Source organism: Sphingobacterium puteale (genome assembly GCF_003627955.1).
Taxonomy (GTDB): Bacteria; Bacteroidota; Bacteroidia; order Sphingobacteriales; family Sphingobacteriaceae; genus Sphingobacterium; species Sphingobacterium puteale.
On sequence record NZ_RBWS01000004.1, the window covers coordinates 208,638 to 225,711 of the forward strand.

A 17,074-nucleotide genomic window follows, 5' to 3' on the forward strand; every position below is an offset into this window, starting at 1 on the left:
AGCATATTAAATTATTTTAAAAAATATGGGAAGTAAATTATCGGGGAAAGACCTTATTAAAATCGGTTTTCCACAGCATAATATAATACAAGTAGCCTTAGGGCTAATAACACGCTACCGAAAAGGAGAAAAGAAGGAAAATATCCTTTTGGAAGTAAAAACTGTGTTGGAGGCACCTGAAAAATTTAGGGCACATCCAATCTGGGCGAAGCTCGCTGAAGGTTTGATTCAGCCGGTTGAAGCCCGTATGCGGCAACTAAATAAGCAGATGGCTCCCTTTACCATTTTTGGTGAAAATGAAATTGATGAGCAAGCCAAAAAGCAATTGTATGAAGCATTGAAGTTACCCATAGCATATCGGGGAGCATTGATGCCAGACGCACATATGGGCTATGGCCTGCCGATCGGCGGGGTGCTGGCAACAGATAATGCCGTGATACCTTACGGGGTCGGTGTGGATATCGGCTGTCGGATGAGCTTGTCTATCTTTGATCTACCGGCAAGTTATTTTAGAGGAAGAGAATTCCAGTTGCGAAATATGCTGAAAGAAAACACCAAATTCGGTATGTATGATACGCATCGCGATAAACAGGATCATGCGATTTTTAGCCGATCCGAATTTAACGATATCCCTCTGCTGAAATCATTGTTGGATAAAGCGTACAAGCAACTCGGGACCTCAGGTGGTGGTAATCACTTTGTCGAATTTGGCGTGGTTGAGCTGCATGCTGTCCGCCCGGTCTGGGGGCTGGCCCCCGGTGCTTATCTGGCGATATTGTCGCATAGTGGATCGCGGGGATTGGGCGCAAATATTGCGAAACAGTATACTGACCTAGCCGCAAAGCAGTGTCCTTTACCGCGTCATGTGCAACATCTGGCGTGGCTGGACCTGGACAGCCAAGAAGGTCAGGAGTACTGGTTAGCGATGAATTTAGCGGGTGATTATGCGCGGGCCTGTCATGAGGATATCCACAGGCGTTTGGCTAAGGCTTTGGGGGAACGTCCCGTTTTAACCATCGACAACCACCATAACTTTGCCTGGAAGGAAATGATGGATGGAAAAGAATGTATTGTTCACCGCAAAGGGGCGACACCTGCCGGACAGGGGGTGCTGGGGATTATCCCAGGGTCCATGACCGCACCCGGATTTATCGTTGAGGGGCGGGGCAATCCGTTGAGCCTGCAATCGGCATCGCATGGAGCCGGACGCATGATGTCGCGGGCAGCCTGCAAAAGTAGCTTCACCAAAAGTGCCATGCTCAAGGAACTGGAGAAACATGATGTGGAACTCATCGGAGGCGCATTGGATGAAGCTCCACATGCTTATAAGGATATTCACCGGGTGATGAGCCTGCAGCAGGAGTTGGTTAATGTACTTGGAACATTTCGTCCCAAGATTGTTCGCATGGATAAATAGGAGCGCATGGAAAAGTATATTTTATTGACTTCGGGGCGAGGGCCCAGGGAATGTAATCTTGCTGTAAAGCAGGTGTTGGAAAGGATGCAGTCAGAAGCAAAGCAATATGGCTTAAAGATGGAGACGGTGGAAGCCGAGGAGATCGATGGGCTTCCCTGTTCATTGGTGTTAAAGCTGGCAGGTGAGGCAATTTCGGTATTTATTGATCGCTGGATAGGAACAATTTGTTGGATCTGTCCAAGTCCCTTTCGACCTAACCACAGACGTAAGAATTGGTTTTTGGAGGTCAAGAACTGGTATCCGGTACAGCCTGTTGCGAAAATGAACTTGAAGGATGTGCAATTTCAGGCGATGCGCAGCAGTGGCGCAGGTGGACAGCATGTAAACAAGGTGAGTTCAGCAGTTCGCGCGACTCACCTCCCGACAGGAATGATGGTACAGGTGATGGATACCCGTTCCCAATTGCAAAATAAAGAAATTGCCGTTTTGCGTTTGGAAGAACGGTTGCTGGAGCTGGAACGGTTGCAGAAAAATGCAGGGAAAAATCAGTCCTGGAAAAATCAGATTGATGTCCGTCGAGGGGATTCGAAACGTATTTTCTCCGGTCCGAAATTTAAAGAGTTATGACCGGATTAGGATGCCGTTGGGCGTTGAATATGACTTTTTTGTCGCCTATAAGCTGTCGATACCATATCCTGTGCTTATTAATGAGGTAAACAGCATCGTTTAAACAACGACGCTGATCTTATGAGTCCGGCCAAACACCGGGCTCATGTTATTTATGGCGGTAGCTACCGACTTGTTTTTAAGGGGAGAGCTGCGCGCACGATTGTGAATGCTTTCGGATGAAACCGTATTTTCTTCGGCTAAAGACTTGAAATGTAGAAAATAATTTGTTGAAATGCCGTGATAATTAGTATCTTTAGGATGAACGATCGAATTATTTGTTGTTCAAACTAAATAAACTTAAATACTGCTCATCATGCCCCTAACAGGGTTTTATCCTGTCGGACTAATGAGTTGTGGAATTTCAAATTTCAATGATATGATAGATTCTCCAGGCTTCCTTTTTAGAGAAGCAATCAAGCATGAAAACCCCTTACAAGTCGTCGGAACCATCAATGCGAATCACGCACTTTTGGCTGAGCAAGCAGGCTTTAAAGCTATCTACCTCTCTGGAGGTGGTGTCGCTGCGGGTTCGCTGGGTGTGCCAGATTTGGGTATTACAACACTTCAGGATGTATTAATTGACGTGGACCGCATTACTAATGTATGCAAGCTTCCTTTGATGGTGGATATCGACACGGGCTTTGGTCCTTCAGCTTTTAATGTCGCAAGGACGATAAAGAGCCTGATTAAAGCCGGGGCTGCAGCGGTCCATATGGAAGATCAAGTGGGGGCCAAACGCTGTGGCCACCGCCCGGGAAAGGAGCTGGTGTCAAAAGATGAAATGGTAGACCGGTTAAAAGCTGCTGTCGATGCGCGTACTGATCTACATTTTGTCATTGGTGCGCGTACCGATGCTTTGGCTTCTGAGGGTTTGGAAATGGCCTTGGAAAGAGCCCTGGCCTACAAAGAAGCCGGGGCGGATTTTATCTTCGCGGAAGCCGTGCATAACTTGGATCAATATATGCAGTTCAGTCGCGCAACCGGATTACCTATACTCGCTAACATTACCGAATTCGGACAGACACCATTGTTTAACCTTGACGAGCTTCGTCATGCGGATGTGTCCATCGTGCTTTACCCTTTATCTGCATTCCGTGCAGCAAACAAAGCGGCGACTGATGTGTACAGGCATATTCGGAAAGACGGTGGTCAGGCAGCAGTTGTAGACCGTATGCAGACTCGCGATGAATTGTATCGCAGTATCGACTACTATGCTTACGAGAACCGCCTGGATCAATTGTTCAACGCGAAGTAATTACCATCTCTAACCGGATGCATGAGTATATTTTGTTATTTAAATACACGCTAACTTATACATAAATAATTTATGGCGATGAAAGAGACACCAAATGATACGGGTTTTAAACCCAAAAAAAGCGTCGCACTTTCGGGTGTTCCGGCTGGAAATACAGCGCTGAGCACCGTGGGGAAAAGTGGTAATGACCTCCATTATCGGGGATATGATATCCTGGATTTAGCCCATCAGGCCAGCTTTGAAGAAGTTGCTTACCTGCTGATTTACGGAAATCTTCCTACACAGGCGCAGTTAACGACTTATCAAGGCCAGTTACTTAGTCAGCGCGGTCTGCCGATTACAGTACAACAGGTATTGAAACAGTTGCCTTCTACAGCACATGCCATGGACGTGCTGCGCACCTATGTTTCTTTTTTTGGAAGTGTAAATCCGGAAAAGGAAAATCACGCTTTGGCAGGAGCCAGGGACATTGCCAATCGTTTGATGGCATCCATGGCTTCGGCTTTGCTTTATTGGTACCACTTTAGTCAAAATGGACGTGAAATTCGGGTGGAAACCGATGACCCAACCCTTGGGGGGCACTTTTTGCATCTGCTACATGGGAAGGCACCATCCGATTCCTGGGTGCGGGCCATGCAAATCTCGCTTAACTTATATGCTGAACATGAATTTAATGCCTCTACCTTTGCTGCACGGGTAATTGCGGGGACGGGATCCGATATGTACTCCTGTATTGCCGGTGCAATCGGGGCTCTACGGGGACCAAAACATGGCGGCGCAAATGAAGTTGCTTTTGAGATCCAGAGCCGTTATGCGAATGCTGATGAAGCCGAAGCCGATATCCGGAAAAGACTGGAAAATAAAGAAGTTATAATTGGTTTTGGACATCCTGTCTATACCATTTCAGATCCAAGAAATCAGGTTATCAAGCAGGTCGCCAAGGAATTATCCGAGGAGGCCGGTGATATGACATTGTACCTGATTGCCGAACGGCTGGAGAAAGTGATGTGGGAAGAAAAACGGATGTTCCCTAATTTGGACTGGTACTCGGCCGTTTCCTATCATCTGATGGGAATACCTACTGAGATGTTTACCCCTTTGTTTGTGCTTTCACGTATCACAGGCTGGTCTGCACATGTTTTTGAACAACGGCAAGATGGCAAAATCATCCGGCCGAGCGCAAATTATATCGGTCCCGATGATCGGCCGTTTGTGCCAATTTCAGAACGATAAATCGGTATGGTATGTATAATGGCGTGAACGAAATTGGAAGAAACGGCTTGGAGCCCTGATGAAAGGATATTTTGGTGTTTTTTCGTTTGATGGGTACGGGCAGTTTCTGAAATAAATAAATTGAAAATAAAGATAGCTTTTATAAGAAAAAAATAATGAGTTCAACAATATTAAATGAGCGACCACAGCCCGATCAGGTCCTGGTGGCGATAGTGGATTATGTACTAAATTACAAGATAGAAAGTAAAACGGCATGGAATACAGCTTTTTATTGTTTCCTGGATACCATAGGTTGTGGGTTGGAAGCGCTGACCTATCCCGCTTGCACCAAATTACTTGGTCCGGTTGTCCCGGGGACGATTGTTCCTAACGGTGCGAAAGTACCCGGAACGAATTATCAGTTGGATCCCATACAGGCTGCATTCAATATCGGCACCTTAGTTCGCTGGCTGGATTTTAACGATACTTGGCTAGCGGCGGAATGGGGGCATCCATCAGATAATCTTGGCGGTATTCTGGCGACTGCAGACTGGTTGAGCCGAACGCAGATCGCCAAAGGAGGGAAATCCCTAAAGACGAAACAGGTGCTCGAAGCCATGATTATGGCGCATGAAATTCAGGGGGTTCTGGCGCTTGAAAACTCATTCAATAAAGTGGGATTGGATCACGTTATTTTAGTGAAAGTCGCTTCTACAGCTGTTGTCGGTAAGCTCTTGGGGCTCAGTAGGGAAGAGTTGCTCAATGCCATATCACTTGCCTTTGTCGACGGGCAGGCCCTGCGTACTTATCGTCATGCGCCCAATACAGGGAGCCGTAAATCATGGGCTGCCGGCGACGCGACTTCGCGTGCCGTACGCCTTGCTTTAATCGCCAAAACGGGTGAAATGGGATATCCCTCTGTGTTAACAGCACCTATATGGGGCTTCTATGATGTTTCATTTAAAGGGAATCCATTTAAATTCCAGCGCGATTATGGATCTTACGTAATGGAAAATATTCTGTTCAAAATCTCTTTCCCTGCTGAATTTCATGCGCAGACTGCTGCCGAAGCGGCGATGCAGCTTCACCAGCAGTTAAAAGAATTTGGGAAAAATAGCGATGATATCGAGCGTGTCACCATTCGTACGCATGAAGCCGCAATTCGGATCATAGACAAGAAAGGGCCTTTACATAATCCGGCCGATCGCGACCACTGTATTCAGTACATGGTTGCGGTACCTCTAATTTTTGGACGATTGACGGCGGAGGATTATGAAAATCATATTGCGCAGGATCCACGTATTGACAGCCTGCGGGATAAGATTTTCTGTGTCGAAGATCCTCAGTTTACAGTAGATTACCATGATCCACAAAAAAGGGCGATCTCCAATGCACTGACGGTGGTCTTGAAAGATGGGACAGTATTGCCGGAGCTGGTTGTGGAATATCCTATTGGACATCCACGACGTCGGGAGGAAGGAATACCGAAGCTGATTGAAAAGTATAAGACGAATCTTGCTCGTGTATTTGCCGAAAAACAACAAAAACAATTGCTCGAAGTGACCTTGGATTACGATACATTCATTGATCTGGATGTATCTGATCTGATGGATCTTCTGGCCCGATAAGAACAAGAAACCATTGACTGGTGTAATTGAGTTATTACTGGTCAATGGTTTTTTAGCTTGTTATTTATAGAAGAGCTTAAGCCTTAGATAGACATTTTGCTTGATTCCACGTTCTTTAATAAATGCTGATCGTTTAATTCAAAGACTGTTTTCCTGTCCAATTTGAATCTAAACCCGTATAAAAGGTAAAATTTCTATCGGCAAGTTTTCTTAACGATTGTGGGATTTCCCATTGTTCACCAAATGGTAGAAACGATTGGCACTCCTCCATAAAAATTGGGAGCGTTGTTAGGTCGATATGGCCAAACACTCCCCCGGTATGTGCGGCATATCCCACGCCGAGGATTGAACCTATATCGCCATCTATGGTTTCTTCCAATATACCTTCTTCCAGACAGCGGTAGCTATCCAAAGCCATGACATGGAGCAGTCTCTTACGTATTATATCGGCTGACCAAGACCCTTCGGAGGTCGGTAGAGCAGGATTCCGCCAGATTGTTTTTGTTCCAAAAGCAGGGTCGTAGTCATAGAATCCATGGCCTGATTTTCTGCCTTTTCTGCCATTCTCAATCATTTTGTTCAGGTGGGCATAAGCACGTCGTTGACTGTTATGGAGTGTTGGGAATTGATCGTACACGTGCACCATCAGTTCCAGTGAAATTTCATCCAGCACGGCCAATGGGCCAACAGCAAATCCTGCCTGAATGGCTTCTTCTTCGATCTGAATCGCAGGAACACCTTCCAGCAACATCGTGATTGCCTCCAGTAAATAATGGAAGAAAATGCGTGAGGTAAAAAATCCGGGTCCATCATGCACGACAATGGGGATTTTGCCCAGGCGCAACGTTACTGCAATTGCCTTTTGCAATGTAATATGATCGGTTTGTGTGCCACATATAATTTCAACCAAGGACATACGGTCTACAGGAGAGAAAAAATGCATGCCAATGAAGCGCTCCGGCCGATCCGTTACATCGGCCAATGCCGTAATGGGCAGCGAAGTAGTATTGGAAGCGAAAAAGCCATTTTCGGCGAGATAAGGCAGACTTTGTCGGGTAACCTCAGCTTTTAGCTCCAGATCTTCAAATACCGCTTCAATAATTAAATCAGCACCGACAAGATCGGCAACTTGCGCACTGGGTTGAATATTGGATAAAAGTTCCTGTTGTTGAATGCCGCTCATCTGCCCTTGGGCAAGCCGTTTGTCGCAAAGTTTGGTCGAATAGGCTTTTCCCTGCTCGGCCCGTGCGATAGTCACATCTTTTAAAACCACTGCAATGCCTGCTTTGGCGGCTTCATAGGCAATACCGGATCCCATCATACCTGCCCCCAGAATTCCTATTTTTTTGACCTTATAATCTCCAAGTGATTTTATCCGGCCGGGATGCTGGGCCTTTCGAATTCCTTCATGCAGCGTCCTGATCATATGGAGGGGTTCCGGAGCCCTTAATACCTGAGAATAGCGTGATGTTTCAGCCGTTACCGAACCAGTTAATGATAAAGACGGGGCTGTTTTCAGCAGTTCCACGACAGCATTGCTACCGGGTAATAATCCTCTTGTTTTCTTTAAAATAGCGGAGCAGGTCGCTTCAAATTCCGCAGATGGCATGGTTGAATAGGCAGCAGAAACAGATTGCTTTGAATTTGTAAGGATCCAGTTTTTCGCTTGCAATAGGCACAGATCAAAATCGGCTGCTACTTCGTTCAATAAACCCGATTCAAGCGCCGTTTGACCCGGTATAAGGCCGGGTTGGGTCAACAGGTTCAGTGCTTGGACGGAACCTACAAGCTGTGGTAGACAGATCGTCGCTCCAAAACCGGTAAAAAGCCCAAATTTACTTTCGGGAAAACCCATTTTAATTCCCGGACCTGCGATACGGTAGTCTGACCACAACATCGTTGCTAAACCAATACCTGTGCATTCATCATCAAAAATAGACACAATTGGTTTGTTTTGGCTTTTCCATTGTAGTGCCTGTAGGGTGGTTTTTAATAGGGTCTCAGGATCGAATCGACCACTGGACACTTGATCGAATAGGGAAAGATAATCGGTCTGTTTGTTATTTAACGGACAGGTATAGATCATTCCCCGAACCTCTTTTTCATGAAGAATGGCCGTTACTAGGGCAACGAACTGCTGCAAACGATCGAGTATGCCTTGTTCGTCGGCTATGGCATCGGCGAATGGTTTTATGGTGACAATATGTTGATTGTCATGCTGTATGTCAAAATAGGGCTGAGTATTATAATTCATTATATTGAATTTATTTTTTTGTATTGAAAATGGTTATGTTAGCTAGTTTTGTTCCGCTGATAGTTTACCTTATCAATCGTCATCTTAGCAATGATTTCCAACATAATCTCAGATGTTCCACCGATGATTGTGCCCACTCTTACATCCCGATACAGACGTGCGATTTTGTAATCTTCGGTAAATCCGTAGCCTCCAAATAACTGCAGACAATTGCTGACCACCTGAACGGCGAGTTCACTTGCCTGGAGTTTGGCTATGGAACAGTCCTGGACGGTATATTCCCCTTGGTTCTGAAGATCACAACATTGATAAACAAATGCTTTTGTGGTTGCGATATCGGCAGCCATTTGCGCAATGCGGTGTCGGATGGCCTGAAAATCATGGAGCTTTTTACCGAATGCCTCCCGTTGACCGATATATTCCAGGGTATATTGTAATGCCGAATCCGCTGTTGCAAGACTATGGATGGCGGCGGTTAAACGTTCTAATTGTAAACCCGCCATTAAGTAGCTGAAGCCTTCATTTTCAACGCCAATCAAGTTGGAAACCGGAACCTGGACCTGATCGAAACTCAATTCAGCTGTGTCGGAGGCATGCCAGCCTAATTTATGGATCTTATTGGCCGAAACACCCGTAGCATTTCTTTCGATCAGCAGCAGACTGATCCCTTTTGTTCCTTTTTCCGGAGCCGTTTTTACTGCAGTAATAAAAAAATCTCCATAATAACCGTTGGTGATAAAGGTCTTGGAACCATTTACAATATAATGGCCGCCCGATCGAACGGCTGTCGTCTTGATCTGTTTGACGTCAGACCCAGCTCCCGGCTCGGTGATGGCAACGGCGCTGACCATATCACCGGCAATAACTGGCTTGAGATAACGTTCTTTGAGTTCTTCAGATGCATATTTTAATAAATAGGGAGCTGACATATACTGGATAACTAAGGCGGATATTGTAAACCCTCCTGAAAAACAATAGGATAGTTCTTCACATAGGATCAGCGAATAATAAAAATCTAAGTCCAGACCACCGTACTCTTCAGGGTAATTGAGTCCCATGAAACCCATGTCACCCATTTTCTTCCAGATGCTCCGATCTATTTCACCTTGTTGTTCCCATTGATCTATATGTGGGATAATTTCCTTGTGAATAAATGCCCGAATGGTCTCGCGAAAAATCTGATGTTCAGCTGTGAGCTTGCTTGCCTGCATAATTGTTTATTTTACTTTTGGTTAATGGTTTCAGTTACTCGATAGAAGACTGAAAACAATTCATTCTTTGCTTTATCTTGGCTTTATAATACCTTTCCCAAAGCATGGGATGTCTAGTCGAATTTAACGAAAAGCAGTGGCTTTTTTGCAAATATTTATTGTTTATTTTTTGTAAAATAGATTAGGTAGGGAACTTTTTGCCTGATTTTTTTTCTATTTATTCTGTTTATGCTGGAAAAATATAGAAATAGGATTCGCTTGTTTACTTTATATTTTTTATCTTTAGGAAAGGGATGATGCCCTTGTCCATCATGTTCAAAAGAAAACAATTATAAACAGAATAACATGTCAAAGAGTGTATTTATCGTTGCTGCTAAGCGTACGCCAATCGGAAGTTTCGGCGGTGGTTTGTCATCTATTTCCGCGACAGCTCTGGGGGCTCATGCTGTCCGGGCGGTCTTGGATGAGGTCGGTCTTGCGGGAGATCAGGTCGATGAGATTCTGATCGGCAATGTGCTACAGGCCGATTTGGGACAGGCTCCCGCTCGTCAAGTTGCCCGTCTTGCAGGTTTACCTGACCAGGTGCCGGCAACGACAGTCAATAAAGTATGTGCGAGTGGTATGAAAGCTATTGCTTTTGCTGCGCAGGCAATACTATTGGGTGATGCAGATGTGGTGGTTGCAGGTGGTATGGAAAGCATGAGCAGGGTACCTTATTATGCGAGTGCCATGCGCTGGGGGGCGAAATTCGGAAGCCAAAGTTTTGTCGACGGTTTACAGCGGGACGGTTTAAGTGACGCTTATTCGAATGAAGCAATGGGAATTTTTGCTGAACTATGCGCCGAGAAATATGCGATCGGGAGAGCGGAGCAGGATCAGTATGCCATTAGTTCTTACAAACGGAGTCTGGAAGCCTGGCAGAAAAATAAATTTGTCAACGAAGTAAGCCCGATTTCCATTCAAGGACGTAAAGGCGAACAGACAATCTCTAGAGATGAAGAATTTTCTCAGGTCAATTTCGATAAGATTCCCGAATTAAAGCCTGCATTTAAGAAAGATGGTACTGTGACGGCAGCGAATGCATCAACTTTGAGTGACGGTGCCGCTGCAGTGTTATTAATGAGTGCGGCAAAAGTAAAGGAATTGGGCCTACAACCTCTGGCTGAAATTGTCGCCTATGCCGATGCCGAACAGGCACCGGAATGGTTTACGACCAGTCCGAGCCTCGTAACGGATAAGGTGCTGAAGAAAGCGGGATTGACAAAGGAAGATATTGATTACTTTGAATTTAATGAAGCTTTTTCTGTGGTTGCACTTGCGAACGCAAAAATATTGGATATTCCCTTAAATAAGGTGAATATCTATGGTGGAGCAGTTTCGCTCGGTCACCCATTGGGTTGCTCCGGAGCAAGAATAGTCGTGACATTAACCCGTATATTACAGCAAGAGGGGGGAGCAATTGGACTCGCCGCCATTTGCAACGGTGGTGGAGGGGCTTCTGGAATGATTATTAAAAGATTGTAGTTTCTCGTCCAGATCAGGAATTATTTTATATCAGTAATTACTGATCTGGACGAAGCCTATGGTTTGGTTGATGACAAAGCGCCAGAAGATCAACAAGGGTTATTCTTCATATAGACGACTTGCCTCAACACCATGAAGCGCAAGCTCGGACTCTATTTCCGTTGGGTTGAGCCGGATGCCCTCAATGGTGAGCAGATTATAAATGGAATCCAGATCGATCTTCCATTCATGGATACCATTTAATTTTTCTACAGCTTGTTTGATCTTGTCTACAAGACTGGGGTGTTGTGCATTAGTTTCGAAAATGAGCTTTTCCATCGTGTTTCATATTAGGCCCGATTAGAATAAATCAGGCAGGTTTAACCAAAATAGCGTAGACAATCATTTGATCGGCTAATTACAATACTCTCAATATAAGAAGAATAATCTGAAATTAATAGTTTAAAGTGACTAAATTGTAATGAAACTGTTAATTTTTGTAATCAATACCTGCAAATTTTACACTCAGATAAGTATTCTTTTCGGTATTAAATTTTGCGATTCATTGCATCCCGATAAAATGAATCTGACCTGTGGCTGTCTAAAGGAATCGTTTCGTTGCTAGTGAAATTTTCGTTAAGTTTGAAAGTAATCATGACGACTGAACTTTCCAATATAATGATCGTATTGCTTCTCGTGGCTGTCATTGTCCTGTTAATTTTTTATATATTATTGATACGGAAATACAACAGGCTGCGGGGGGAGGAGCTGCGACATAGAGAACTTTTCAAACGCATGGATAATGAGCAGATGGATCATGTTTACCGCAATCGTTTAAATCCGCATTTACTGAAAAACTCACTCAATGGTATTCTTTCCCACGCCTATCAAACCTATTATACCATGGATAAATTGGCGATGGTACTGGATTATGTCTTATATGAAAGTGAGGCTGAACTTGTCTCTCCAAAAGCAGAGATTGAGTTTGCACGGAATTTAATTGAGGTCAATAAGGTCAAGTTAAGCCCCTTGTTCGATATGCGTGTTAAATTTGATATTGATGAATTGAACGAGTCCCTACTGGAGCGCCCTGCACTGGTTCCGCTAATGACCGTAGATCTTATTGAGAATGCGTTTAAACATGCTGATTTTCACCATCCTGACTCCTTTATTTCGATCGTATTTACTTTTCGCAATGGTTTGTTGGAATTGACAGTCAGCAATAAAATATCGAAACGGTCCCCTCTGTATAAAAGCAAAGGTGGCATAGGCAGCAAGACACTGGAAGAACGCTTGATGCTTTACTATCCGGATAGGCACGAGTTAAAACGTTTTGTAGAAAATGATGTCTATAACGCTTACCTTCAGATCAGGTTGTATGAGAATTGAAAAAGTACTGAAATGCATTTTGCTGGATGATGAACTGCCGAGCTTACGATTTTTGAAAATGCTCTGTGAACAAATTCCCGGGCTGGAGGTTGTCAGGGCCTTTAATGATCCTTGTGTGTTACTCAACGAATACAAAAGTTTAGATTTTGATTTTTGCATCCTGGACATTGAGATGCCACAGTTAAACGGCTTTGATATTGCTAAGGAACTGGAAAACTATCCCATTGTTTTTTCGACAGCCTATAAACAGTATGCCAGCGATGCTTTCGATATCAATGCCGTAGATTATATGCGCAAACCAATATCTTTATCGCGCCTTCAGCAGGCGATTCTAAAAGTAGAACAGGTAATAAATAATCGGCAAACAGACATTTCTCCTTTCGCGCAATTTAATACCAATAAGGGCAAAGCAATACTTTATTTCAATCAGATAGACTATATTCAAATTGCGGAGGTGGACAGCCGCGATAAGACCGTATTCCTCTCAGGCGGATCCTCCATATTATTAAAAAATATCAGCTTCGACAAGTTGCTGTCCATCTTACCGGAGCAGGATTTTATCCGTATCAGCAAGAAGGAGATTATAGCTCTTAAAATTGTGAAATTCTTTTCGGCGGATATCATCACCAGTAACATATTGGATGAGCAAGAATCGGCTATTCTTTTTAGCTTGGGCGAATCCTATAAAAAATCATTCCTCGAGAAATTTGTTTGATTACAAAATTCCCGGAGTTCATTACAAATTTTTGGCTTCCTAACCCGCAGTAAGATTTAAAACAGGTATAGAATTTTATTTTTGTTGTGGTTGTCTGTTCGAATTGATGAATAGTTGATTTTGTGCGGACATTTATCTGCTATTAACACCCGATTTATTTAAAGCGAAAAAGATGAAGAAATACAGGAATACGATTTTTTATGTGACCCTTATAGGCACATTGCTTGTGGTGATGTACTGGGTTATCCATTTGGGGACACAGCTGCAGAGTCAGGGACTGCCTGCCGGAGAAAAAACAAGCCAGGGGGCCTGGATGGATTTCAAAACGACCTTTCTGCACAGCCTTGGGCATCCATTAGCGATACTGCTGGCACAGATTGTGACGATTATTATCGCCGCCCGTGTGATGGGATGGATATGTATCAAGATCAAACAACCGGTCGTCATCGGTGAAATGCTGGCTGGTATTATTTTAGGCCCTTCCTTACTGGGGCTTTATTTTCCTGAATTCGCGCATACCTTATTTCCGGTTGAATCTCTTAGCAATCTACAGTTTTTGAGCCAGATCGGATTGATCTTATTTATGTTCATTATCGGTATGGAACTGGATTTGAATGTCCTCCGCAATAAAGCGCACGATGCGGTGGTGATCTCCCATGCCAGTATTGTTATCCCCTTTACGCTGGGAATTTCCCTGGCTTATTTTTTATACCTATACCAGCCACCTGCGAATGTGGAGTTTTTGTCCTATAGCCTGTTTATCGGTATATCGATGAGCATCACGGCATTTCCTGTCCTGGCTAGGATCGTACAGGAACGGGGACTTCAAAAAAGTAAACTGGGTGCGATGGTCATTACCTGTGCCGCCGCGGATGATATTACAGCCTGGTGCATTTTGGCGGTGGTCATTGCGATTGTGAAGGCTGGGGATTTTGCCAGTGCCTTATACACGATCGCCCTTGCGGTGGCTTATGTCTTATTGATGATAAAAATTGTGCGCCCTTTCCTTATGCGGGTGGGAGAGGTGAAGGGTACGCGTGAAGCTTTGAGTAAACCTGTTGTCGCCATTTTTTTTATTGTGCTATTATTTTCGGCCTACGCAACTGAAGTCATAGGTATACATGCTTTATTCGGTGCTTTTATGGCAGGTGCAATCATGCCCGAAAGCAGCCGTTTTCGAACAGCCTTTATTGAAAAAATCGAGGATGTGTCGACGCTATTGTTACTGCCGCTATTTTTCGTATACACGGGTCTCCGTACACAAATCGGTTTATTGAACGATCCGCAGCTATGGATCATCACCATCGTTATTATTTTGGTGGCGGTAATTGGAAAATTCGCCGGAAGTGCGTTGGCTGCCCGCTTTGTGGGACAAAGCTGGAAAGATAGCTTAAGTATCGGTGCGTTAATGAATACCCGGGGTCTAATGGAACTGATCGTATTGAATATCGGTTATGACCTTGGTGTGTTAAGTGCCGAATTATTCTCCATGATGGTCGTCATGGCGCTGCTCACCACTTTTATGACCGGTCCTTCACTGGACCTGATCAATTACCTGTATCGGCCAGGAAAACGTTCATTACAACAAGAAATCCAGAATAAGTCAAAATTTAAGATCCTTCTGTCATTTGCCAAGAGCAATACCGGAATTTCACTGCTTCGTCTGGCAGATGCACTTACTTTAAAGTCAAAAAATACGGCTGAAATTACTGCATTGCATATCGAACCATCCAATGAGCTCCATCATTACGAGGTAGAAACACAGGAGCAGGATAGCTTCCGGGAAATAAAGGAGGCTGCAGCAAATTTAGAACAACCTATTCAGACGGTTTTCAAAATTTCGAGTGACATTGACAGTGAAATTGTGGAGACATCTAATGAACAACATCAGGATCTGCTGTTGCTGGGGGTGAGCGAATCCATATACGAAGGTAGTCTGTTGGGACGATTTCTGGATTTTACATCACGTATTATCAATCCGGAGAAATTATTTCATACCGTGACAAATGCGGAATCTCCCTTTGCGACATTTGACCGAAATCAGCAGATCAATGCAAAAGTCAATGCGATGGTTGGCATTTTGATTGACAAAAACTTTGTCCGGCCCCGTCGTGTTATTGTTCCTATCCTGTTGAAAAATGATGAATTCCTAACGGCGATCATCCAACGCTTAATTCATCATTCGGATGCGCAGGTAATGGTGTGGGATTTTGACCAGATCTTGCGGAAGCAGGAGAGTTTTCGGGAAAAGCTAAGACAGCTGGAGCAGCTTGTTCCCAATCATTTGACGATATTGGAAGAAAAGGAGCTTGACGCCGAGCTGTGGACACAACAGGATCTGATGCTTATCAGCCTACCGTGTTGGCATAAAATTGTTAACAAGAAGATGGACTGGCTACAGCATACACCATCCACCTTACTGCTGGCTGACCGAAAAAAATAGGGACTTACACAAAGCGTGCCGAAACAGGATCGTTCCGGCACGCTTTGTAAAAGAATGAAGCGGAAAGTTATTTTCCTGCCTTATTCACTTTGATCTTTAAGCCGATCAATTTTTCAATATCGCTTAAATAAGGTCTTTCTTCCACATCGCAGAAAGAAATGGCATTTCCTTCCAGGCCCGCTCTACCGGTCCGCCCAATGCGGTGCACATAGGTTTCAGGTACATTGGGTAGGTCATAATTGATGACCATAGGCAATTGTTCAATATCTATTCCGCGTGCAGCAATATCAGTAGCGATCAGAATTTTCAGCCGGTCTTCTTTAAATTCCCCCAATGCCTTTTGTCTGGCATTTTGTGATTTATTGCCGTGAATTGCAGCAGCACGCAGTCCATTTTTAGCCAACAGTTTGACAATCTTATCAGCGCCATGTTTTGTACGTGAAAATACAATCGTACGTTCTTGCTTAAATTGTTTAAGCAAACTCGTCAACAATTTTATTTTTTCCTTTTTCTCAATAAAGTATACGGACTGATTTACCTTTTCAGCAGTAGAACTTACCGGAGTTACGTCCACTTCGACAGGCTTGTGCAAGATGCCATGTGCAAATTTGCGAATATTGGGCGGCATTGTTGCGGAGAAAAAAAGTGTCTGTCTTTTCTCGGGAACCTTCGCCAGGATTTTTTTAATGTCATGGATAAATCCCATGTCGAGCATATTGTCAGCCTCATCGAGGATCAATACTTCTATTTTATCGAGGAAAACCAGTTTCTGATTCATCAGGTCTAAAAGACGGCCCGGTGTGGCTACTAAAACATCCACTCCTTTTTTTATTTCTTTAACCTGTCTGTCCTGATTGACTCCGCCGAAAATGGTGCAGTAATTTAATTTTAGATGTTTGCGATATAAATTGATATTCTCACCGATCTGTATGGCTAATTCACGGGTTGGTGTGAGGATCAGGGCACGGATCGGCATTACTTTACCTTGCACGTGTGCATTTTTCTCGGATAGACGCTGCAACAAGGGCAGGGCAAATGCCGCTGTCTTACCAGTGCCTGTTTGTGCACATCCAATAAGGTCCTGGCCGCTTAATATAACGGGGATCGCTTTTTGTTGTATTGCAGTGGGGGTTGTATATCCTGTTTCCGCGATTGCCTTGAGGAGAGGAGGTATTAAATTGAGTTGTTTGAATTCCATTAAATATGATTCAGAAAAATAAGCGTAAATGAAGACCCTTTAGCTATTTCTATAGTATCAAATAATTGATTAGAGGTATCTTAATTATACCCGAAATGAATAAGTACATTGAAAATAACAAGGGAAGAATACGAAAAAGAAATGGGATAAATCATTAAGAATTACCCCATTAACAAGAAA

The 17,074-nt window shown here is 43.9% G+C and carries 13 protein-coding genes; 9 read left to right on the plus strand and 4 right to left on the minus strand.

Annotated elements, in window-relative coordinates:
* Positions 1-25: 25 nt before the first annotated feature.
* The 5 genes from D7322_RS04920 to D7322_RS04940 all read left to right on the plus strand — a co-directional run bounded on the left by D7322_RS04920 (position 26) and on the right by D7322_RS04940 (position 6,181).
* On the plus strand, positions 26-1,417 hold the full coding sequence (locus D7322_RS04920) for an RtcB family protein (RefSeq protein WP_121121853.1): 1,392 nt from the start codon (positions 26-28) through the stop codon (positions 1,415-1,417).
* A gap of 6 nt (positions 1,418-1,423) precedes the next feature.
* Positions 1,424-2,044, plus strand: coding sequence for a peptide chain release factor H (gene prfH / locus D7322_RS04925; RefSeq protein ID WP_121121855.1), 621 nt, complete (start codon positions 1,424-1,426; stop codon positions 2,042-2,044).
* Between the two features lie 418 nt (positions 2,045-2,462).
* The gene (prpB, locus tag D7322_RS04930; protein ID WP_121122127.1) at positions 2,463-3,341 is read left to right on the plus strand and encodes a methylisocitrate lyase; all 879 of its coding nucleotides are present in this window, start codon (positions 2,463-2,465) and stop codon (positions 3,339-3,341) included.
* Between the two features lie 78 nt (positions 3,342-3,419).
* A complete protein-coding gene (prpC, locus tag D7322_RS04935; protein ID WP_121122129.1) occupies positions 3,420-4,574 on the plus strand; it encodes a bifunctional 2-methylcitrate synthase/citrate synthase in 1,155 nt (384 codons plus the stop codon).
* 155 nt (positions 4,575-4,729) lie between these two features.
* Entirely contained in the window at positions 4,730-6,181 is a 1,452-nt protein-coding gene (locus D7322_RS04940; protein WP_121121857.1) for a bifunctional 2-methylcitrate dehydratase/aconitate hydratase, read from the plus strand.
* Positions 6,182-6,314: 133 nt separating this feature from the next.
* On the opposite strand, the gene D7322_RS04945 is transcribed toward D7322_RS04940, so the two are convergent.
* On the minus strand, positions 6,315-8,435 hold the full coding sequence (locus D7322_RS04945; protein WP_121121859.1) for a 3-hydroxyacyl-CoA dehydrogenase NAD-binding domain-containing protein: 2,121 nt from the start codon (positions 8,433-8,435) through the stop codon (positions 6,315-6,317).
* 38 nt (positions 8,436-8,473) lie between these two features.
* Positions 8,474-9,646 (minus strand): acyl-CoA dehydrogenase family protein, encoded by a 1,173-nt coding sequence (locus D7322_RS04950; RefSeq protein WP_121121861.1) that lies wholly within the window; start codon positions 9,644-9,646, stop codon positions 8,474-8,476.
* A 345-nt stretch (positions 9,647-9,991) separates the two neighbouring features.
* On the opposite strand from D7322_RS04950, the gene D7322_RS04955 reads away from it, so the two are divergent.
* Entirely contained in the window at positions 9,992-11,170 is a 1,179-nt protein-coding gene (locus tag D7322_RS04955; protein WP_121121862.1) for a thiolase family protein, read from the plus strand.
* Between the two features lie 99 nt (positions 11,171-11,269).
* Here D7322_RS04955 and D7322_RS04960 read toward each other — a convergent pair whose 3' ends face one another.
* A complete protein-coding gene (locus D7322_RS04960; RefSeq protein ID WP_046672939.1) occupies positions 11,270-11,488 on the minus strand; it encodes a hypothetical protein in 219 nt (72 codons plus the stop codon).
* A 315-nt stretch (positions 11,489-11,803) separates the two neighbouring features.
* Here D7322_RS04960 and D7322_RS04965 point away from each other — a divergent pair, with 315 nt between their 5' ends.
* The 3 genes from D7322_RS04965 (at position 11,804) to D7322_RS04975 (ending at position 15,696) form a co-directional block, all read left to right on the plus strand.
* Positions 11,804-12,538 carry a histidine kinase gene (locus tag D7322_RS04965; protein WP_121121864.1) on the plus strand — a complete coding sequence of 245 codons (735 nt, stop codon included), beginning with the start codon at positions 11,804-11,806 and terminating at the stop codon, positions 12,536-12,538.
* A complete protein-coding gene (locus D7322_RS04970) occupies positions 12,528-13,253 on the plus strand; it encodes a LytR/AlgR family response regulator transcription factor (protein ID WP_220700019.1) in 726 nt (241 codons plus the stop codon). Before D7322_RS04965 ends, D7322_RS04970 begins: the two co-directional genes overlap by 11 nt.
* Positions 13,254-13,425: 172 nt before the next feature.
* Positions 13,426-15,696: a cation:proton antiporter gene (locus D7322_RS04975; protein ID WP_121121866.1), complete on the plus strand. Its 2,271-nt coding sequence runs from the start codon at positions 13,426-13,428 to the stop codon at positions 15,694-15,696.
* 67 nt (positions 15,697-15,763) lie between these two features.
* Here D7322_RS04975 and D7322_RS04980 read toward each other — a convergent pair whose 3' ends face one another.
* Positions 15,764-16,894: a DEAD/DEAH box helicase gene (locus D7322_RS04980; RefSeq protein WP_121121868.1), complete on the minus strand. Its 1,131-nt coding sequence runs from the start codon at positions 16,892-16,894 to the stop codon at positions 15,764-15,766.
* Positions 16,895-17,074 lie beyond the last annotated feature (180 nt).